Consider the following 20,799-nt stretch of genomic DNA (forward strand, 5'->3'; position numbering starts at 1 on the left):
CCATCCTGTTTCCGCAGGTAGAACGGGCTGGTGTGGTGGCGGTCAGGTGTGAACGTCGTGGTAGCAGGGCAAGATCATGGAAGTAGATCACCTGTCAGCGGGCGACTTCGAGGCGGGTGAGCACCAGCAGGGCGCGTAGCAGCGCGGTGGCATGCCGGGCGTTCAGGCGCAGCCGGGTCAGTACCCGCCAGTTCTTCAGGTCGCCCAGGTCGAAGCGGCGCAGCCAGGCGGTGATCTTGTTGTGGCGGGCGGTGGTGATCTCGCTGGAACGGCCCGGCTTGGCGGAGGAGATCCAGATCAGGTTGCCTTGCTCATCGGTGAGCGCGAGGAACGACAAGCCGTGGACCTTGTGTTTGCCGGAGTAGTTTTTGCGGTTGGCCTGCCCGGTGCGGCGGCGGGTACGCACCAGCGTGCCGTCCAGCAGCACGACCTGCCCACCGGCCTTGGCGATCTGTTTCAGGATGCGGTCCAGGCGTGGGGCGCGCGCGGCGAGCAGGTCGATGACCTCCAGCACCCAGCGGCGGATGGTGGAGGCCGACACGTTGTTGCCGCCGGCCATGTCAGCCAGGCGCCGGTCGTGGCGCAGGACGGCGAGCACGATGAGCGCGATCTTCCCGGACGGCGGTTTCCGCCGGCGGGATCCGATCGCCTTCAGGTGGCCGCGTAGCAAGCCGGCCACCAGAGTGAGGGTCTTGGTCGACAGCGGCAGACGGCACTGGTAGACAGCAGACGGCGCGTCCTCGGCGAGTGTTTTGGTTGTTCTCACACACCGCCATGCCCCTGCCGGGGGCGCGCTACGTCACCGCCGTACCGGCGTCCGCAGGCATCACCCCTGGTCAGGGGTGCGAGATAGGCGTCTCGGGGGTGCTGGTCAGGACGGCGGGGCGAACGCTCCGGCCGCGGTCTTGCGCAGCCGGCCCCGCTCGACCAGCCGGTTCGGCTTGGCCCGGGTGCCTTCTACCTGGCCCGGTTCGACAGACAGGCCCAGCTGCTCACAGATCGTCTTGCAGGACAGCGGAGCCTGGCCGGGGCACACCGCGGAAAGCAGCGCCTGGTAGTCGGCGGGAAGCACATGCACCCCGGCGGCCTCGTGCCGGAAACAGATCAACCGGCCGCCGGGCGGCAACTGCAAGGCGCGGTCGGGCGGGTCACGATGCTGGCTCGACCAGCAGTGGCTGGATCAACAGGCACAGGCGCTGGATGAGGGACCGGCCGTGTCCACCGGGACTCCGTGGGCGGGCGCAACAGCGGCTATGAGACGGCTTCCAGCGGTAGGTCGTTGCCGCGCCAGGTGGCTGCCAACTCCTGAACCGGCACGTTGAGTGCCTCGCCGAGGCAGACGATCGTGCCGAATCCGGGAGAGAGTAGTCGTCCGGTCTCGATCTTGCGCAGGGTTTCCGGCGAGATGCCAGCCGCGTGCGCGACTTCCGCTAGGTCGCGTCCCGCTCGTGCGTGGCGCAGCAGGGCGCCGAGACGCCTGCCGGCTTCGATCTGCTCAGGTGTGAGCGGTTGGCGGACCATGCTCCCAGAATAGGGCTGGTATTACTATACCGGCAAGTGTTAGAGTGCCGGTATAACTATACCAACACCCTGTGACGCGAGGTATTCGTGATTGAACTGAAGACGCCTGCGGAGATCCAACGCATGCACGTGGCCGGGCGTTTCGTCGCCGAGGTGCTCTCCGAGGTCGGCCGGCTCGCCGACGTGGGCGTCAACCTCCTGGACCTGGAGCACCACGTGCGCGGCATGATCAAACGGCGCGGGGCAGAGTCGTGCTACTGGGACTACGCGCCGTCCTTCGGACGCGGCCCGTTCCGCAACGTCATCTGCCTGTCCGTCAACGACGCCGTCCTGCACGGCCTACCCCACAACTACACACTGCGTGACGGCGACGTACTCAGCGCGGACCTCGCGGTCAGCGTCGACGGCTGGGTGGCCGACTCGGCGCGCACGGTCGTCGTCGGCACTGCTGCCGAGGAGGACCTGCGGATCATCCGCGCCACCGAGGAAGCGCTGGAGGCGGCGATCGAGATGGCGCGTCCCGGCAACCGCCTGGGTGACATCTCGGCGGCCATCTGGGCGGTAGCCCACGACTACGGCTATCCGGTCAACACCGAGTTCGGCGGCCACGGCATCGGCCGCACCATGCACGAGGAGCTCCACGTTTCGAACAAGGGCCGGGCAGGGCGCGGCCTCACACTCCGGCCGGGCCTGACCCTCGCGCTCGAACCCTGGTTCGCCCGCACGACCGACCGGATCGTCTATGACGCCGACGGCTGGACCATTCGGTCGGCGGACGGCTCGCGCACGGCCCACTCCGAGCACACGGTAGCCATCACCGAGGACGCCCCCTTGGTGCTCACCCGGCGTGAACCGGAGAACCCAGCAACGCGGGCTGATTCCGCCAGTCGGCTATCCACAAAAGACGCCTAATAGTACTTCGTTAGATTGTCGATCACCTAGCGTGATCATTTTGAGAAGTCACTTCGGGATCATGTTGTCGTGACACCTGACGAGATGGCGCCGGTGCGCCCGCGGCTTGAGAAGTTTGCAGATCAGATGCTGCGGAGGGTGCTTCGTCGCCGTGATCAACTCGCCACCGGCGAGTTGTATCTGCGGGGGCTGATGCTGGACGGGCGGCGCAAGTCGATGGATCCGATGGCGGAGCGTCTGGGAGTTGACACCCAGCGGTTACAGCAATTCATGGCCGACTCGACCTGGGACTACGAACCGGTCCGGGAAAACCTCACACATTGGGCGCTGGAACGGATCGGTCCGCAGGCGGTCGTCATCGACGATGTCGGCTTCCCCAAGGACGGCCCGAATTCTCCGGGAGTGGCCCGGATGTATTCCGGGACGCTGGGGGCTTGTTCGTGAATAACTGTCAGAGTTGATCTGCGGGGCAGTCATCGGCGGACGTAATACGATCTTGCAGTTGCTCGAGCGTACGTGCGGGCGATCCGGGGATCGGCGTGACGGAGATTTTGTGCAGGTCGAGGATCCGGTGGCCATCTTGGAACTGGTTGGACAGGTTGGTGCGGGTGACGCCCAGCAGGCGGGCTAGGAGGGTGCTGGTCGCGGCCTTGCGGCGACGGAGTAAAGCGGTCAGGAGCCGGTGGAAGTGATCTAGGCTGCTGGTCTGCGGATGGAGGTAGCGGCGCGGGCGGTGGAAACGGCGTTGAAAGGCCGCCTCTGCCAGCGCGTCCCAGTAGGGCTCCGAGATCTGCACCAGGCGGGCGAAGTCCGAGCGCGGCATGCCGGTCAGGGCCGGATCGGTGAGCATCCAGGTCACGTCCGGATCGATCGGTTGGTTGGTCTCGGCTTCTTCGGAAAGTCTGGGAGGGGTGGGGGCCAGGGTGTAGTTCCAGTCGCCGTGGAATGCATCGGGTGTGATCGGCAGGGCATGGAACTCGGCGGGCGTGACGGCGGTGCCCAGTGGGTAGTTGCCGGTGTCCAGTTCGGCGCTGACTCTCAGTCCGGCCTCTGTTGTCGTCGCGGCGATCGTCTCGATGACGACCTGGTAGCTGGTCAGCGGGCGGCCACGCCAGTTGGCGGTGATGTGGCAGAACATCCGGTGCTCGATCTTGTTCCACTTCGAAGTGCCGGGAGGAAAGTGGCAGACCGTGATCTCAAGGCCGCTCTCGCGGGCGAAGTCGTGTAGTTGCTTCTTCCATGTCCAGTAGCGGGGGTTGTTGGAGCCACCGGCGTCCGCGGTGATCAACAGCCGGGTGGCGTGCGGGTGGTCGAGACAACCGCGGCGTCGCCACCAGCGGCGGACGGACTCCACCGCGAACTCGGCGGTGTCGTGATCGGTTCCGACGTTGACCCAGCCGCTGTTGGTGGCGAGGTCGTAGATTCCGTAGGGGATGGCCACTGGCTGGTCGCTGGTGACGAGGGTGTGGCTGTCCACCTTGATCGGGTTCTTTCCCGGTTGCCAGGTACGTCCAGGCCGGTCGCGGTTGCCGAGCCACTCTTTGGCTTTGGTGTCGATGCTGATCACCGGCTGGTCGTCGTCGAGGAAGGCGGCGGCGGTGGCGTTGAGATGGGCAAACTGGGCGTCGCGATCCGGATGCCGGGTGCCTTCGGTGGTCTTGGCCGTGCCCTGCAGGCTGTAGCCCAGGCCGTGCAGCAGGTGGCCGACGGTTGTGGCACCGATCGGATGCTTCTGCGCGGAAAGGGCATGGGCCAGGCTGCGCAGCGACAGCGTGGTCCAGCGCAGTGGGGAGACGGGGTCGCCGCGAGTGTGCGGCTCGATCAGTGACTCAAGGGCCGGTAGCAGGCCGGGGTCGGTGACTGTCAGCGGTTTGCGCCCGGCGCCCGAGGCCCGGATGCGGCGGGTCGGCGCGGGGTGCGTCTCCAGCTCGATGATGCCACGCGCGATGGTGGCGGTACTGATGCCGGAGGCTGCGGCCACCAGGGCAATCCCGCCATGGCCGAGCACGGCGGCCTCGCTGGCCAGGTAGAGGCGACGGCACCGCTCGTCAAGGTGCGGCAGGATCTGCTCGAACTTGGCCCGCAGCTCGGCTGCGGGTACATCTTCCTTCGAAGAGGCGGTCATGCTCCAGCGTCTCACCGTCGACCCGGTCCCGCAGATCAACTCTGACAGTTATTCACGAACAAGCCCTGGGCAAGACCGGAAACTGCCAGATCGGCGTCAGCGCACATCTGGTCACCGATCATGCCTCGTCCGCGGTCAATTGGCGGCTGTTCATCCCCGAGTCGTGGGACCCGGCCAAGATCGAGGATCCGGTTCAGGCGGAAACGGTCCACAAGCGCCGCGACCGGTGCAAGATCCCTCAGGACGTCGGTCACCAGGAGAAGTGGCGACTGGCGTTAAACATGATCGACCAGATGTACGACGAGTGGGGAGTCGGCACCGATCTTCCGGTGGTCTTTGACTCCGGTTATGGCGATTGCACCGCTTTCCGGCTGGGACTGGAGGACCGCGGCCTGTCTTACGTGGCGGCCGTCTCCGATGATCTGTCGGCCTACCCCGGAGATGCGGTGCCTGAACTGCCGGAATACAGCGGCAAGGGGCGCCCGCCGAGACCACGCTATCCAGGCAAGCCATCGAATCTGCGCAATCTCGCATTGGCGGCAGGGCGGGCGAATCTGCGGCGGGTGACCTGGCGGCAAGGCACAAGGAAGACCAGCGGTAATCCAGGCGCGAAAATGCGATCACGCTTCATGGCTCTACCGGTTCTCTTGGCCAACAAAGACATCCCCCGCAACCCCGACGGCAGCCTGCCTGCGCGTTTGCTGCTGGTGGAATGGCCGGCAGGCGAATCCGAACCCACCGATTACTGGATCACCAATCTCCCCGCCGAGACTCCGCTGCGCGAACTCGTCCGGCTCGCCAAGATCCGCTGGCGGATCGAGCATGACTACCGGGAGCTCAATACCGGTCTTGGCCTCAAGCATTTTGAGGGGCGGAGCTTCTTCGGCTGGCACCGCCACGTCACCCTGGCCGCATTAGCGCAGGCATTCTGTACCGAACTACGACTAGACCCAAAAGTCCCTGCGCCGGCCTGACCTTGTATGAGGTTCTCGGCGAACTCCAGGCTTTACTCGCCACCTGGACCGGCGCTTGCCACGTATGCCATCAAATGTACGCGCCCCATAACACTTCGTAACTTAACGAAGTACTACTAAGCTTGCGATTTAACGTCACTCTCGGTGTTCGTTGCCGGTCGTTACGGTCTTTCGGTAGGGCGGACGCTTGTCCTTCGGCCGGTTCCTTGATCCTTTTGGGCGTCCGGGTCCGGGTCGGGTGAGTTTCGGCGAGCCGGCGGGCGTCCCCAATTTCGCACGGAGACGGCGAAAGCCGAGGCGGACCCGGTACGGGCTGAGCGGCCTTCCCGGTTCGGGGCGTGGATGCCAGGGGCGGCGCAGGTCATCGACGTGCGGGCTGGCCAGCCGGAGTTGGGCGTAGGCGGCCATGATCAGATGCATCCAGCGGTCGGTGGCCTGCGCGGAGGAAAGGTGGGCGCGGGCCATGCCCAGGTAGACCTTGGCGAACCGGTGGAAATGCTCTTGGTCGAAGCGACGCAGGTAGGCCTTCCACAGCAGATCCACCAGATCCAGATCGACCTCGACGGGCCCGGCATGCCACAGCCAGAGATCTTTGGTGGGCTTGCGGCCGTCGGGCAGCCGGTCCACGACGATCTGCAGGACGGTACCGCGCACGATGGGCAGCCGCTCATCGGCGGGGTGACCGGCCCAGCGACCGGTGCGGGTGAGCTTTTGATGCAGGCCCTTCCACGCGCGTACCCTCACGGTGCCGTACCGGGCCGATCCTGCGGCCAGGTCGATGTCCGGGGCATACCGCTTGGCCGCATCCGAGCAGGAGAACTCCTGGCCGTGACGCTTACCCGCGCCCATTTCGCCAGGTCGCCGGGGTTCGGGGTCGGCGTAGAAGACGCGGGTGGCGCGCAGCCGAACCAGGACCTGAACGTGCCGACCGGTCAGCGCGTGGGAGATGTCGGTGGCGTAGTTCCCGGCGTCCAGCATGATCAGCGGCGGCGGATCGCCCCCGGTGAGCCGGCCGGTCGACTCCAGGTCCGCCAGCAGGCCGGTGATCTGCTCGATGGTGACATCGGTGTGCTCCTGGCTCGGCCGCAGCCGGCGCGCCTCGATCGGGTCCACCCATGAGGAGTCTCCCCACTGCACACCCACCAGCAGGCTGTAGGGCCAGCCGGGCAGGAACTTGTCGCCGCCCTTGCCGCGTACCTGCACCATCACCCGCTCGTCGGCATATTCGGCGTCGGGCCGCGCGTCCGGCGTGATGTCCAGCGCGAACATCAACGGCTCGCCCGGCCGGGCCGCGGCAGATACCCCGAGCAGCAGGCGCCGCAGCCCGCCCGCGTCGATCCGGCCCTGATCCAAAGCGGCGTAGACCGAGCCGTGCCCGCGGCGGAACTCCGGCTCCATCGACAACTCCACCGGCGAGCGCACCGGCCCCTGCGCGCACAGCAACGCATCGGTGAGCTCGAACAACGCGTCCGCCCGGCGCCACAAGAGCCGGTGGAGGCCGGCCCGGAAATCGATCAGGGGACGAAGATGTGACCGACCGGATGCCCCGATGTGCTCCGTCACCTCGCGCGCTGCTGCGATAGTCGGCATCTGCGGCCACCTCTCGGGTCTCCGGCGTCTTGACAACACCGAAGATGGAGATGGTGGCCGCTCTCTTGGGCGCGACACGCCGTACCACGACGGTTACATTCCGGTGCATCCCGCCATGTCGCAATAGTCCTACTATCGGCCGCTATCTGCCCCAGACTGCACCAACACCCGGACCTGCTTAAATCGCAAGCTCAGGGGACGGGGCTGATCTGGGCGGGTTCGTCGTCGAAGGATTATGCGACGGGGGCGATCGCCTGGGTGGCTGTGCCGTCGGGGAAGTTGTCCGATGGTTGGCAGGTTCGGTGGCGGGCGCGGGCGACGACGGTGTCGGGGGTGTCGGGTCCGTGGTCGGCGTGGGTGTCGGCGCGGGTGGACACGACGGTGTTCCGGACGGTTCCGCCTGGTCCGGTGACGAGTGAGGTGGCGCCTTCGCTGGGTCAGTCGGTGTCGGGTGTGTGGACGTTGCCGAGTGAGTATCCGGTGTTCACGGCGGCGATCTCGGATGTTGATCGTCGGCCTGGTGTGCTGGAGGCCGAGGTCGAGCACGATCCGGCTGTGGCGGGTCAGGGCAGTGGGCTGATCTGGTCGGGGCAGAGCACCACGTTCGGGGAGACCTGCTTCACGGGCCAGCCGTGTGCGGCCTCGCACACGGCACCCGCGGCGGAGGGGATCCAGAACGGCTGGTCGATACGCTGGCGCGTGCGGGCCGTGGTGCAGTCCACCGCTTCTCCCGGCGCGGTGGTGGCGGGTCCGTGGTCGGACTGGCAACTGGCGCGGGTGGACACCGCCAAGCCGCTCGTGACGGGGGTGTCGGCCTCGACGGGACAGCTCACCTCCGGGTTGTGGACGTTGTCGTCCACAACCCCGTACTTCTCCGCCTACGGCACCGACCCTCAGACGCGGTCGTTGAAGCTGGAGGCGCAGGTCGAGCACGACCCGTCGGCCACCGCCCAGGGGAGCGGGCTGATCTGGTCCGGAAACGGCTCGATGTCGAGCGGATCGTGCTCGACCTGGAGCGCCTGCTCGCTGCAGACCCCTGCCGTGACCGCGGGCAAGCTCAAGGACGGGTGGCTGGTCCGCTGGCGCGTCCGCGTCTCCACCTCTGCCAACGTGGCGGGACCGTGGTCGGAGTGGCAGATGGCGCGGGTGGACACCTCCAAGCCGGTCGTGTCGGACCTGTCCGCCTCGACGGGGCAGCTCGCCTCCGGGTTGTGGACGTTGTCCTCCACGACCCCGAACTTCTCGGCCTACGGCGCCGACCCCGAGACGCGGTCGTTGAAGCTGGAGGCGCAGGTCGAGCATGACCCGTCCGCCGCCGGGCAGGGCACCGGGCTGATCTGGAGCGACAGCGGGCAGGTGTCGAGCGGTTCGTGCTCGACCTGGAGCCGCTGCTCGTTGCAGACTCCTGCCGTCACGGCCGGGAAGCTGAAGGACGGCTGGTTGATTCGCTGGCGCGTCCGCGTCGCCACCTCGGCCGGTGTGGCGAGCCCGTGGTCGGAATGGCAGGCCGCCCGGGTGGACATCTCCAAGCCGGTCGTGTCGGACCTGTCCGTCTCGACGGGGCAGCTCGCCTCCGGGTTGTGGACGTTGTCGTCCACGACCCCATATTTCTCGGCCTACGGCGCCGACCCGGAGTCGCGGTCGTTGAAGCTGGAGGCGCAGGTCGAGCATGACCCGTCCGCCGCCGGGCAGCGCAGCGGGCTGATCTGGAGCGACAGCGGGCAGGTGTCGAGCGGTTCGTGCTCGACCTGGAGCCGCTGCTCGCTGCAGACTCCCGCCATCCCGGCCGGGAAACTCAAGGACGGGTGGCTGGTCCGCTGGCGCGTCCGCGTCTCCACCTCTGCCAACGTGGCGGGACCGTGGTCGGAGTGGCAGATGGCGCGGGTGGACACCTCCAAGCCGGTCGTGTCCGACCTGTCCGCCTCGACGGGGCAGCTCGCCTCCGGGTTGTGGACGTTGTCGTCCACGACCCCATATTTCTCGGCCTACGGCGCCGACCCGGAGTCGCGGTCGTTGAAGCTGGACGCGGAGGTCGAGCATGACCCGTCCGCCGCCGGGCAGGGCACCGGGCTGATCTGGAGCGACAGCGGGCAGGTGTCGAGCGGTTCGTGCGCCACCTGGAGCCGCTGCTCGCTGCAGACCCCCACGGTGACGTCCGGCAAGCTGAAGGACGGCTGGCTGGTCCGCTGGCGCGTCCGGGCGTCGACGTCGTCCGGCGTGGCCAGTCCGTGGTCGGAATGGCAGACGGCGACGGTCCAGGTGAGCGGCACCGCGGGGAACGGCTTGGGCGCCGTCCCGGCCACGCGCGGCAGCGACACGTGGACGCTCTCCTCGGCCACCCCATGGCTGTACGCGAAGGTGACCGACGCCGGCGGCTCGAAGCTGGTGCTGGGCGCGGAGATCGAGCACAACCCCGCGACCGGCCAGGGCATCGGCGTGATCTGGTCCGGCAAGGGAGCCACGAGCTACGCCTCCAGCGGCAACGCCTGGGTGCAGGTGCCGGCAGGCAAGCTGACCGACGGCATGAAGATCCGCTGGCGGGTCCGCGGCGTCACCACCGCGGGCGCCGAAGGCGAGTGGTCGGCGTGGCAGGCCGCCACCGTGGACCTGCGCAAGCCCAGCGTGGACGGCCTGGGCATGAACCCGGCCATCCGCGGCACCACCTCCTGGACCGCCGAGTCGCTCACTCCGTCGATGTACGCCAGGGTGACCGACCCGGACAACCGGCTCAGCAGGCTGAACGTCGAGGTCGAGCACGACCCGGCCAAGAGCGAGCAGGGCACCGGCCTGATCTGGACCGGCACCTCGGACAAGGAGTACGCCTCCGGCACCAGCGCCTGGGCGGCCGTCCCCGCCGACAAGCTGACCGACGGCTGGCAGATCCGCTGGCGCGCCCGCGCCACCACCGCCTCCGGCGTCTCCGGGCCCTGGTCGGACTGGGTGTACGCGACCGTGACGGCCCTGCCGTTCGAGTCGTTCTCCCCGGCCCACAACAGCCAGGTCGGCACCCTGACGCCGGTGCTGTCGGTCAACGCCCGCCCCTACAACAAGGGCGAGGTCAAGTACTGGTTCCAGCTCTGCGCGGGCAGCGCGCCCAACTGGCGCTGGTGCAAGGACTCGGCGGAGAAGACCGAGGACTGGACCAAGGAAGGCGTCTGGCAGGTGGTCGATGCCCGGCTGAAGTGGGGCGAGACGTACTCGTGGATGGCGAAGGCCGCCACCACGTACACCACGGTCACCTCGTCGTGGCGGACCTTCACCCCCGTTCCCGAGCAGGGCAACATCAACGGCCTGCTGGCCGCCGGCACGCAAGGTCGCGAGTTCAACCATGTCTCTGGCAACTACGCGTCCACGGCGACGGACGCCTCGGTGACGACGGTGGGGCCGCCGCTGTCGGTGAACCGTACGTACAACAGCCTGGACCCGCGGACCGACGGCATCTTCGGCGCCGGGTGGACGACCCGCTGGGACATGCGCATCGAGGAGGAGCCGACCGGGAGCCTGCTGGTGACCTATCCGGGCGGCGAGCAGCTGCGGTTCGCGTCCATGGGCAACGGCGCCTACGCGCCGCCGTCGGGGACGTTCGCGACGATGGCCGCCGAGCAGACCGGTGGCTGGCGCCTGATGGACAAGTCGGCCACCTCCTACTGGTTCGAGGCCTCGGGCCTCCTCTCGAAGATCACCGATCATCGGGGGCGGGCGCAGGAGCTGACCCGCGGCGCCGACGGCAAGCTGGCCAAGGTGGCCGCGACGGGCGGCAGGTCGCTGACGTTCACCTGGGCCGGCAATCACGTCGCGAGCGTCTCCACCGACCCGGTGGACGGCAACCCGCTCACCTGGACCTACGCCTACGAGGGCGACCTGCTGGTCAAGGTGTGCCCGCCGACCTCGGCGACGGCCTGCACGACCTACGAGTACGGGACAGGCTCGCGGTACAAGAGCGTGGTCACCGACTCCGGGCCGAAGTACTACTACCGGCTGAACGAGGGCGAGACCCGTACCGGCACCGTCGTCGCCAGCGCAGCGGGCTGGAACATCACCGAGCAGCAGGCCAAGCTGAACGGGACCATCCCGGCGGACCTCGGCGCGCGGGTGCCGGGCGCGCTGGCCGGCTCGCCGGACACCGCGATGCGTTTCAAGGGGGCGGCGACCTCGACGTACGTGCAGCTCCCGGCCGATGCGATCAGCGGTCAGGGCGGCGAGCCGGCGGTGGAAGCGTGGTTCAGGACCACCACGTCCGGCACGGTCATCGGGATGCAGGGCGCGGACAACGGCACGCCTCCGTCGTTCGTGCCGGTGATGTACGTGGGCACCGACGGCAAGCTGCGCGGCCAGTTCGGCACCGGCACTTCCACCACCGCGCACACCCCGCTCACCTCCACCGGTGCGGTGAACGACGGCAACTGGCACCATGCGGTGCTGTCGTCGGTGGAGACCAGGCCCGCCTCGAGCACGAGGCCCGCCGAACACACGCAGACCCTCTACCTGGACGGCGCCGCAGTGGGCACGCTGGCCGGCGAGGTCCAGCACGACGAGATGGCGGAGACCCGGATCGGGTCCGGGTACGGCTCCCCGGCCTGGCCGTCGAGCACCACCAGCACCGCGCCGTTCCCGTTCAACGGCGACATCGACGAGGTCGCGGTCTACGGCAGGCCCCTGAGCAAGGCGGCCGTGCAGCGGCACTTCGCGGCAGGCAAGCCGCAGCCGCAGCTCACCAAGGTAACCCAGCCGTCGGGCCGCGTGTGGGCGGTCAACGTCTACAACCCGGACGGCGGCCGGCTGGTGACGCACACCGACTCCAACGGCGGCACCTGGAAGCTGTCGAACCCGGTGTACACCAAGCAGACCACCCTCTCCACCTTCGCGACCGTGACGGTGACCGACCCGCACGACGGCGTCGTCACCTACGTCGCCGACGCGCAGCGTGGCTACCGGCAGGTGTCGGTGACCGACCAGGTCGGAGCGACCACGAAGTGGGCCTATGACGTGGGCGGATACCCGGCCAAGGTGATCGACCCGAACGGCAACGTGGTCGAGCTGGCGTTCAACGCCCGTGGGAACCTGCTGGCGAAGAAGACCTGCAGAACGGCGGGCGCGAACTGCTCGACCGAGTACTACGACTACTTCGTCGACGTCGACAAGCCGTTCGACGCCCGCAACGACGTGAAGATCGGTGAGCGGGACGGCCGGTCCGCCTCGGCCGCCGACGAGACCTACATGACCTCGTGGACGTACAACTCGTTCGGAGAGGAGACCAGGACCACGACTCCGGCGACGGCGGACTTCCCGGCCGGGCGCAGCACGGTCAAGACCTACACCGACGGTACCGAGCCGGCCGTCGGCGGCGGCACGACGCCCGCGGGCATGGTGAAGTCAGACAAAGACTACAAGGGCTACGAGACCACGTACGCCTTCACCGCCGCCGGCGACCTCGCGACGGAGACGCTGCCGTCCGGGCTGGTCAAGAAGTACACCCATGACGCCCTTGGGAGGGTGACCGCCACGACGGAGATCTCCGAGGCGTTCCCCGAGGGGGTCACGACCACGGTCGCCTACGACGGGATGGGACGAGTGCTGTCCAGGACCGGCCCTGCCGTCAAGAACGAGGTGGACGGCAAGACGCACACGCTGCGCTGGTCGGCGGGTTACAACGAGGACGGCCTGCCGATGACGGAGACCAATGAGGACCTGACCGGAGGGGACGCGCCGCGCAGGACCGTCTACACCTACGACGCCTACGGCAGGCAGGCGACGATCACCGGGCCCGAGGGGAGCGTGGAGACGTTCGCCTACGACCACAAGGGTCAGAAGATCTCCGCCACCGACGCACGGGGCACGACGCTGGCGTACACCTACACCCCGCGTGGCGAGCCGGCCACGACGGTGCTGAAGGGCTGGACCGGCAGCCCCACCGCGCCGCAGGCGGCCACGGACATCGTGCTGACCTCGAACGCCTACGACCCGGCTGGACGGCTGGCCTCGCAGACCGACGCCATGGGCCGCACCACCGCCTACACCTACTACGCCGACAACCTGCCGGCGGAGACGACGGCCAAGGGCGCCAGGTTGAACGGGTCGGATGCCGTGCTGGACGTGGTGGTGGACTCGAAGGTGTATGACGCCGCGAACCACCTCATCCGCCAGACCACCGGCAACGGCACACTGCGGGTGGAGGCCGCCTACGACGCGGCCGGACGGGTCGTCTCTCAAATCGTGGACCCGGGCAAGTTGAACCGGGTCACCACACCCGTCTACGACGCCAACGGCAACATCATCAAGATCAGCCTGTCCGCGGCGGGCACCGACCGCGTCGAGTCCGTCGAGTACGCCTACGACGCAGGCGACCACCCTGTCCGGCAAACCGTGCACAACGACGGGCAGGACCTGGTGACCACGCTCACCGTGGACGACCGTGGCCTGGTCACGGCGACGACCGACCCGCGCGGCAACGCCGCCGGGGCCGACCCGGCCGCCTACACCACCGACGTCACCTACGACAGCAGGGGCCAGAAGACGCAGGTACGACTGCCGTCGGTGCAGGTGGAGCGGGCGGGCGCCGCTCCGGCGACGCAGCGGCCCACGGCCAAGATCGGCTACAACACCTTCGGCGAGCCCACGCAGCAGGTTGACCCTGAGGGCCGGCTCGTCAGCTCGACCCTGGACCGGGTCGGGCGGGTCGTGGAGCAGAACCTCCCCACCTACACGCCTCCCGGCGGACAGCCGGTCTCGCCCAAGGCCACCACCGTCTACAACGCCGCCGGTGATGCGGTCAGCGTGACCGACCCACGCGGCCAGACCACGACCGCGGTCTACGACGGGCTCGGTCGCAAGGTGCAGGTCACCGCGCCCAGGACGGGCTCGGCCGCGGCCGGAGTGTGGAACTACGGCTATGACCTGCTGGGCGAGGCGCTGTGGACGACGGATCCGACCGGGGCGCGTGCGGAGTCCACGTACGATGATCTCGGCCGGCAGATCACCTTGACCACAATCGAGCGCAAGCCGTCGCAGGCGGTGTACGTGACGAAGATGGAGTATGACGACGCCGGTCGGGTGACCAAGACGACCCGGCCGACCGGCGACACCTCCATCCGCACGTACGACGCCACCGGCGCGCTGGCCGGGCAGACCGACGCGCTGGGCAACACCACGACCTTCGGCTACGACCTCGCCGGCCGCCCGACGACGACCACCAACGCGCTGGGCCTGACCAGCAAGGCCGGCTACGACCTGGCCGGCCGCAAGACCCGGATCCAGGAACTGGACGACGCCGGTGCGGTGCTGCGCACCCACACCATCGGCTACGACCTGGCGGGCAACGCCACCAGTCAGACCTCCGGTGAGGGGCACACCACCGAGCGGTTGTTCGACGCCGCGAACCGGCTGATCGAACAGCGCGAACCGATCTCGGCGACCGAGAAGATCACCACCACGTTCGGCTACGACGCCGCGGGTGCGCAGACCCGCTCGACCGACGGCCGCGGGAACGCCACCTACGCCACCTACAACAGCCTGGGCCTCCTCGAGTCGATGATCGAGCCGAGCACCGCCGCCCACCCCGACCCCGCAGACCGGACCTGGACCACCCTCTACGACGCCGGCGGTAACTCGGTGACCAGCCTCCTCCCCGGCGGAGTGCGCGTAGACCGGATCTTCGACGAGCTGAACCGCCTGGTGAAGCAGACCGGCACCGGCGCCGAGGCGAACACCGAGGACAAGACGTTCGGCTACGACGCGGCGGGCCGCCTGACCGCCGCCGGTGATCTCAACTTCACCCTCAACGACCGCGGCCTGCTACTCAAGACGGCAGGCGCGGGCGGCGACCTCAACGCCTACGCCTACGACGCCAACGGCCGTCTGGCCCAGCGCGTCGACGTGACCGGCACGTCCACCTTCACCTGGGACGGGGCCGACCGGCTGACCCAGTCGATCGACCCGGTCAGCAACACCGCCATAGACTACGGCTACGACAAGGCCAACCGGCTGACGTCCATGGCCTACGGGACCTCGGGCGCGCGGCGCAGCTACACCTACGACGCGCTGAACCGGCTGACCAAGGACCAGCTCACCACTGCCGCGGGTGGCGCGATCGCCTCCATCGAGTACGGCTACGACCTCAACGACAACCTCACCTCCAAGACCACCACCGGCACGGCCGGGGCCGGCACCAACACCTACGCCTACGACCAGTCCAACCGACTCATCTCCTGGACCGCCCCGGGCGGCACGAAGACCGCCTACGAGTGGGACGCCTCGGGCAACCGGGTCAAGGCCGGCGACAAGACCTTCACCTACGACGAACGCAACCGCCTGACCTCGGGCGACGGACACACCTACACGTACACCGCACGCGGCACCCTGCTGGAGGATTCGGCCGGGATCGTCCGGCGCACCAAGTTCGACGCCTTCGACCGGCTCATCAACGACGACGCCGTCACCTACGGCTACGACGCTCTCGATCGTATGGAGACCCGCACACAGAGCGGGCAGACCTTGTCCTTCGCCTACGAGGGGGTCAGCAACAACCTGGTGGCCGTCACCGACGCCAACGGCGCCAAGCGGGCCACCTTCGGCCGCGACGCGCTCGGCCGCACTCTCGGCATCAACGACGGCACCGGAGCCCAGCTGGCCTTCTCCGACCTACGCGGCGACCTGGTCGGGGCCTTCGCCGCCAACGCGACCGCTCTGGCTGATTCGGTGGCCTACGACCCCTTCGGCGAGGTCATCACGCGCACCGGCCCCGAGCACGCGCTCGGCTATCAGGGCGGCTACACCGACCCCACGACCCGCATGATCAACATGGCGGCCCGCTGGTACCAGCCGACCACCGGCAGCTTCGTCTCGCGCGACACCCTCACGCAGAACCCCGACCCGTCGGTCCAGCTCAACCGCTACGCCTACGCCAACAACAACCCCCTCACCAACGTCGACCTGGACGGGCACAAGAGCACGTCGAAGAAGAACCCGGTCGACACCTATGAGGAATGCAAGGGGCAGAAGAAGAAGAGCAAGACGTGCGGAGAGATCATCTCCGACCACAATCGGTGCGTCAAGGACTACGGAAAGTCGTACTGCAAGGAGTCCGAGAAGGAGTACACGACCTGCCGCAAGGAGAACGGCAAGAGCTACTGCAGCGCGACCAAGGACGTCTACGGGGACTGCCGCGCTGACGCGAAGTCCCACATGGGAGTGGTCTCGAAGGGCGGCAGCCTGGGGTCGTGCAGGGACGCGGCCTCGACGTACGCGGAGTGCCGGGCCGCGGTGATCGATCGGCCGACCTGTCTCGACGCGAAGGACAACTACATCGCCTGTCGCGCCGAAGGAAGCACGAGAAAAGTCTGCATCGAGGATGCCGGCAACTATCGAACCTGCCGGGCCGGCCATCCCAACTCCAAGGAGATGTGCGGCAACGCTTCGGACATGTATCGCGGCTGCCGTTACGGCAACAAGACCAGCCAGCCCGTCTGCGCCGCGGAGAGTGATTACTACGTCAAATGCCGGGATCAGGCGAAGGACGCCAATCACAACGGCTGCAAATCCTTCGCCGGCAGCTATTCCGACTGCATGTCCTCCAAGCAGTACGGCAACCATTCGGCGCAGTTCTGCAACACCGCGTACGACTCGCAGATGACGTGCATGAAGACGGACCGCGTCAAGGACTGCAACTGGGTCGACGACGTCTACCTGGAGTGCGCGAAGAAGATGAAGGGCGAGCAGCCCTGCACGCAAGGGGGCGGCTTCACCGGGAAGAAATGCAATGCGAAGGGCGGCGACTGCGTCTACTACCTGAGCAACTCCGCCGCGAACCTCCTCGCAGCCGGCCTCGGTTCGATCACCGGGTTCGCGGAGGCATTGTGCGGGGTAAGCGCCGCCACAATCATCGGCATACCGCTGGGAGTTGTCTGCGGGGCGGCGGCCGGAATCCTCGGCGTGGCGACAGCGGTGATCCTGAACAACAACAAGGGGAACGGGATCTGGTTCAAGTTCAAAACGGGCACGTACTATGATCAGCAGTCCGGAATGTTCATGCCGATGATCAAGGAACTGAATATTGGATCGCAGTAGGTCGACGTCGGGGCGTGGAATACGAATTCTTCGCAGGGTGGTGGTGATGGCGTCCGCGTTCTCCTTCTGGAGCGCCGCCACCCTCATCGTCGCCACCATGCTGTCCGACCCGAAGTCCTGGGCGGTCCCGCTCCTGATCGGCGGATCCCTTCTGGCGGTCATCGGGAGTGTGCTCACCGCCCTTGAGCGGCGACACTCCTCCGGCGCCGGCGAGAGTGACGTCACACCTCGCGATGGGGACGTCGGCTGATGGGAGACGTCTCGGTCAGCGCCGGCCGGGCCGTCTCCCATGGGGCCTGGGGCAGGTGCTGCAGGAAGCACGGCCCCGGCATGTTGAGGATTTGATCGGGTTTGATTCTTTGCGTGTGACCGGTGCCGACCTTCGCGGCCGGTAATCTCTGCCCCAATCCGGGCATGAGAGGGGGCACGACTCCCCAAGATCGGGGTTCTCACACCAACCGATCTCCAGGGGGAATCGTGCCCGCTGCCGCCCTATCATCGCCGACCAGCCCCGCCCGAGGTGCCGGCTTGGGTCATGACGTGCCATCCGGTCGTGGTGGTGAGGGCGGGCTGAGGGCGCGATTCCGGGTTATCTGTGACAAACGGGCCGTCTACAACACGCTGCATTCCCTGGAGTCGATTTTGGCGGTGGCCGCGTTCGGTACGGCGACGGTGGGAGGGGACACGGTGACCGCGATCAGCCACTGGGCCGATGATGCCCCGCAGGAGATCTTGGCCGGGCTGGGGTGCAGGCGCGATCCGTTCACCGGTCGGCACTATCCGCCCAGCGAACGCACCCTGCGCCGGGTCCTGGCCCAGACCGACGGGGACGAGCTGGACCGGCAGACCTGCTCCTACCTGGCCGGCGGCCACGACGTCCGCGATCTGTCGGCACCGGGCCACGGGGAACGGGCCGGAGAGCGGGACGGGGGCGATGGCCGGGAAATTCCCGCCGAGCTCCGCGTCGGTCAGGGCTGTGAGCGTGAGGGGCGCCGGGCCGCTCAGCGGACGCGGGAGCGTCCTCGGCCTGCGGGGATGCTGGAGGCAGGCGCGGCTGACGGCAAGACCGTGCGCGGCGCGGGCCATGGGCAGGCGAGCGCACCGCAACTGCTGTCGTTGCTGCATCACCGCCGTGGCGTGGTGCTGGGTCAGCGGCAGATCGCCGACAAAACCAACGAGGTGCCCGAGCTCGCGCCCCTGCTGGCCGACGCCTTGTGCGGCAGCGACGTGGCCGTTATCACCGCGGATGCGTTGCACACCGCCCGCGAAAGCGCCCGGCAGATCAGCGAGGACTTCGGCTGCTACTACGTGCTTGTCCTCAAGGAGAACCAGCCCAGTCTCCTGGCCGCGGCCCAGGCCCGGCTCGCCCCTGGAACGGATGCAGACCACGAGCGGGCCGGCACCGGGCACACCGAGGCCGACCGAGGCCACGGCCGCATCGAAAGCCGCACCATCCGCACCGCGCTCGCCATCGGTCTGGACTTCCCGCACGCCGCACAGCTCTTCCGGATCGTGCGACACGTCGCCGACCTGGACGGCCACGGCACCAGCAAAGAGGTGGCCTACGGGATCACCAACGCGCCCCCGGACGTGGCCGGTCCCGCGCATCTGAGCACCTACGTTCGCCAGCACTGGAGCGTGGAAAATTCCGAGCACTACGTCCGAGATCGCACCTTCCACGAGGACGACTGCCAGGCCAGAACCGGACAGCTGCCTCACGTCCTGGCCACCCTACGCAACCTGGTCATCAGTACGTTTCGTCAACGCGGTCATGTCAACATCGCGCACGCCCGCAGGCATTACACCCACGTCCCACAACGACTCCTCACGCTGTTCACCCTGTGAACGCGGTATCAATCGGACCAGCCACACTCAAATCCTCAACATGCCGGGGCCGTGCTGCAGGAAGGCGGTACCTGTCGCGACGTGTGAGCGGGCATTCCGGTCACGGCATCGGGCGGCAGAGGTCCCACGACGTGAGCGAGCCCTGCCGGCTTCGCTCACCCGTAGTGCTCCCCGACCAGCGCGGGCGGGCACGTCTCGCCCGCGAAGATCACCGTGCCGAGCGCCCCGAACGCGTCGGCCAGTGACCAGCCTGCCGCCGCGGGCCGGCGTCCAGTAGATCCCGGCAGCCGAGCCGTCGAACGAGTTGGACGAGCAGAGCAGGACCCCGGTGACCGGCGCTGCGCAGTGGGCCGGGCCCCGGTCGACCATGCAAGGGCGGCGCGCGAGACGGTGACGGGCTTCGGCGTGCCGGTCGAGCCGCTGGTGACGCAGGTGCAGGCGAGCCGCGCCGAGGTCACGCGCTCTCGTGCACCCGCGCCGGCGTCCACCTCGTGCGCCACGCGGTAGGCCGCCCGCACGATGAACGTCGAGTTGAGCACGCTCCCCGGCACGGCCTGCTCCAGCCCGAGCAGCAGTTGCTGGGCGTAGGTGAACGGGATCTCTGTCGTCATTGGCCTCTCCTGGGCGTCCCCGAGATGATCAGCTTCTTGAAACCGGTGAGGAAGGTCGATCGCAGCCGGACCGGTTCGCCGGCCACCTCGACGTCGGCGAACGTCGCGAAGAGCGTCGCGAAGAACAGCCGCAGCGTCAGCCGGGCCAGGTGGGATCCGATGCAGTAGTGGTGTCCGCTGCCGAAGGCGAGATGGCGGTTGGGCGTGCGGGCCGGGTCGAACGTGTCGGGGCCGGCGAAGACGGCGGGGTCGCGGTTGGCCGAGCCGATCCAGGCGACCACGGGCTCGCCCGCCGCGAGCTGCACGCCCGACAGCCGCACCGGCCGGGTCGTGTGCCGCATGAAGTGGCTGCCGGGCGACGCCCACCGCAGCGCCTCCTCCACGCCGCCGCGCAGCAGGTCGGGACGGCTCGCCCAGGCGCGGTAGCCACCGCCGCGGGCCAGCTCGAACACCGTCGTACCGGCCACGTGGGGCAGCGTGACGCCGGCCCGAGCAGCAGGCTGTAGCAGTTGGAGACGGCCGTGCCGGGGTCCATCCGGCCGCCGTCCGGCGACAGCATCAGGCTGATCAGGTCGTCGCCCGGTTTGCGGGCGCGTTCCCGTACCAGGTGGACGAAGTAGGCGAACAGCTCGCGGTGCGCCCACATCCTGCGGCACACCTTGGCGACCAACCTGCTGCGCGCGGGCGTCGACGTCGTCGTCGCCGCCGAACTCCTCGGCCATGCCCGACTCGACACCACGCGCCGGTACACCCTGCCCACCCACGCCGACCTCGAAGACGCCGTCAGCCACCTCCCCACTGATCATTAGGGCACCGCTGAACTGGGCGGACTCAATCGCGTGTACCTGGCTGCACCACTCTTACCGACACCCCACCTCGCCGCCGTCTTCGGCCTCGACCCCAAGACCGCCATCCGCCACGCCGAAAACGCCCGCGCCCTCCTCGTCACCATGACCGAGGAGCAGAACCCCGCCAGTCGAGACGAACCCAAGGGTCCACAACCCATATAGAGCCTGAAGACCCTTCAGTTCGCCTGAACTCTGGGATTTCTAGGCCCATGGGGAGCAATGGAACGAGAACGTACGCTAAGCCGTGATCTTGCGCCCGGAAGGTGGAGGACGCCGGTGAGGTCGAAGCAGCGATCGCGTATCCGTATGAC

Annotated in this window: 12 protein-coding genes and 3 pseudogenes; 7 read left to right on the plus strand and 8 right to left on the minus strand. The window is 68.0% G+C overall.

All coding sequences use genetic code 11. From position 1 onward, the window contains the following. Positions 1 to 94: 94 nt before the first annotated feature. From FHR32_RS34545 to FHR32_RS34555, 3 genes are all read right to left on the minus strand, one after another. The gene (locus FHR32_RS34545) at positions 95 to 766 is read right to left on the minus strand and encodes a transposase family protein (protein ID WP_184758749.1); all 672 of its coding nucleotides are present in this window, start codon (positions 764 to 766) and stop codon (positions 95 to 97) included. A 105-nt stretch (positions 767 to 871) separates the two neighbouring features. Further along, complete coding sequence (locus FHR32_RS34550; protein ID WP_184758750.1) at positions 872 to 1,132, minus strand: hypothetical protein; 261 nt, start codon at positions 1,130 to 1,132, stop codon at positions 872 to 874. A 119-nt stretch (positions 1,133 to 1,251) separates the two neighbouring features. Beyond that, positions 1,252 to 1,521, minus strand: coding sequence for a helix-turn-helix domain-containing protein (locus FHR32_RS34555; protein WP_184758751.1), 270 nt, complete (start codon positions 1,519 to 1,521; stop codon positions 1,252 to 1,254). Positions 1,522 to 1,608: 87 nt separating this feature from the next. Here FHR32_RS34555 and map point away from each other — a divergent pair, with 87 nt between their 5' ends. Next, positions 1,609 to 2,433, plus strand: a complete 825-nt coding sequence (gene map / locus FHR32_RS34560) for a type I methionyl aminopeptidase (protein WP_184758752.1) — start codon at positions 1,609 to 1,611, stop codon at positions 2,431 to 2,433. 69 nt (positions 2,434 to 2,502) lie between these two features. Further along, positions 2,503 to 2,865, plus strand: a pseudogene (locus FHR32_RS34565) (transposase); the annotation flags it as partial. 41 nt (positions 2,866 to 2,906) lie between these two features. Here the strand turns inward: FHR32_RS34565 and FHR32_RS34570 are convergent. After that, positions 2,907 to 4,558, minus strand: a pseudogene (locus FHR32_RS34570) (ISAzo13 family transposase). Positions 4,559 to 4,620: 62 nt separating this feature from the next. Between FHR32_RS34570 and FHR32_RS34580 the strand changes: the two are divergent. Further along, positions 4,621 to 5,532: pseudogene (locus FHR32_RS34580) on the plus strand (IS701 family transposase); the annotation flags it as partial. Positions 5,533 to 5,667: 135 nt separating this feature from the next. Here FHR32_RS34580 and FHR32_RS34585 read toward each other — a convergent pair. Beyond that, positions 5,668 to 7,122, minus strand: a complete 1,455-nt coding sequence (locus tag FHR32_RS34585) for a transposase (RefSeq protein ID WP_184758753.1) — start codon at positions 7,120 to 7,122, stop codon at positions 5,668 to 5,670. A 233-nt stretch (positions 7,123 to 7,355) separates the two neighbouring features. Then, positions 7,356 to 7,499, minus strand: coding sequence for a hypothetical protein (locus FHR32_RS34590; RefSeq protein ID WP_184758754.1), 144 nt, complete (start codon positions 7,497 to 7,499; stop codon positions 7,356 to 7,358). 31 nt (positions 7,500 to 7,530) lie between these two features. Here FHR32_RS34590 and FHR32_RS34595 point away from each other — a divergent pair, with 31 nt between their 5' ends. The 3 genes from FHR32_RS34595 to FHR32_RS34605 all read left to right on the plus strand — a co-directional run bounded on the left by FHR32_RS34595 (position 7,531) and on the right by FHR32_RS34605 (position 19,029). Beyond that, positions 7,531 to 17,184, plus strand: a complete 9,654-nt coding sequence (locus tag FHR32_RS34595) for an RHS repeat-associated core domain-containing protein (protein WP_184758755.1) — start codon at positions 7,531 to 7,533, stop codon at positions 17,182 to 17,184. Between the two features lie 46 nt (positions 17,185 to 17,230). Then, positions 17,231 to 17,434 carry a hypothetical protein gene (locus FHR32_RS34600; RefSeq protein ID WP_184758756.1) on the plus strand — a complete coding sequence of 68 codons (204 nt, stop codon included), beginning with the start codon at positions 17,231 to 17,233 and terminating at the stop codon, positions 17,432 to 17,434. A 290-nt stretch (positions 17,435 to 17,724) separates the two neighbouring features. Continuing rightward, on the plus strand, positions 17,725 to 19,029 hold the full coding sequence (locus tag FHR32_RS34605; protein ID WP_184752030.1) for an ISAs1 family transposase: 1,305 nt from the start codon (positions 17,725 to 17,727) through the stop codon (positions 19,027 to 19,029). A 155-nt stretch (positions 19,030 to 19,184) separates the two neighbouring features. Here the strand turns inward: FHR32_RS34605 and FHR32_RS34610 are convergent, their stop codons facing one another. Together FHR32_RS34610 and FHR32_RS46880 are read right to left on the minus strand one after the other, a co-directional pair. Beyond that, positions 19,185 to 19,640: an acyl-CoA synthetase family protein gene (locus tag FHR32_RS34610; protein ID WP_184758757.1), complete on the minus strand. Its 456-nt coding sequence runs from the start codon at positions 19,638 to 19,640 to the stop codon at positions 19,185 to 19,187. Beyond that, positions 19,637 to 20,107, minus strand: coding sequence for a cytochrome P450 (locus tag FHR32_RS46880; RefSeq protein ID WP_184758758.1), 471 nt, complete (start codon positions 20,105 to 20,107; stop codon positions 19,637 to 19,639). Before FHR32_RS46880 ends, FHR32_RS34610 begins: the two co-directional genes overlap by 4 nt. Positions 20,108 to 20,287: 180 nt before the next feature. On the opposite strand from FHR32_RS46880, the gene FHR32_RS34620 reads away from it, so the two are divergent. Continuing rightward, a complete protein-coding gene (locus tag FHR32_RS34620; protein WP_281391159.1) occupies positions 20,288 to 20,449 on the plus strand; it encodes a tyrosine-type recombinase/integrase in 162 nt (53 codons plus the stop codon). Positions 20,450 to 20,799: the final 350 nt, after the last annotated feature.

It is taken from the genome of Streptosporangium album, from assembly GCF_014203795.1.
Classification (GTDB): domain Bacteria; phylum Actinomycetota; class Actinomycetes; order Streptosporangiales; family Streptosporangiaceae; genus Streptosporangium; species Streptosporangium album.

What these genes read in the sequence shown, in the direction of transcription:
- FHR32_RS34555 (WP_184758751.1), bottom strand. Translation starts at nt 1,521, where the DNA reads ATGGTCCGCCAACCGCTCACACCTGAGCAGATCGAAGCCGGCAGGCGT.
- FHR32_RS34610 (WP_184758757.1), bottom strand. Translation starts at nt 19,640, where the DNA reads ATGACGACAGAGATCCCGTTCACCTACGCCCAGCAACTGCTGCTCGGG.
- FHR32_RS34600 (WP_184758756.1), top strand. Translation starts at nt 17,231, where the DNA reads ATGGCGTCCGCGTTCTCCTTCTGGAGCGCCGCCACCCTCATCGTCGCC.
- FHR32_RS34585 (WP_184758753.1), bottom strand. Translation starts at nt 7,122, where the DNA reads ATGCCGACTATCGCAGCAGCGCGCGAGGTGACGGAGCACATCGGGGCA.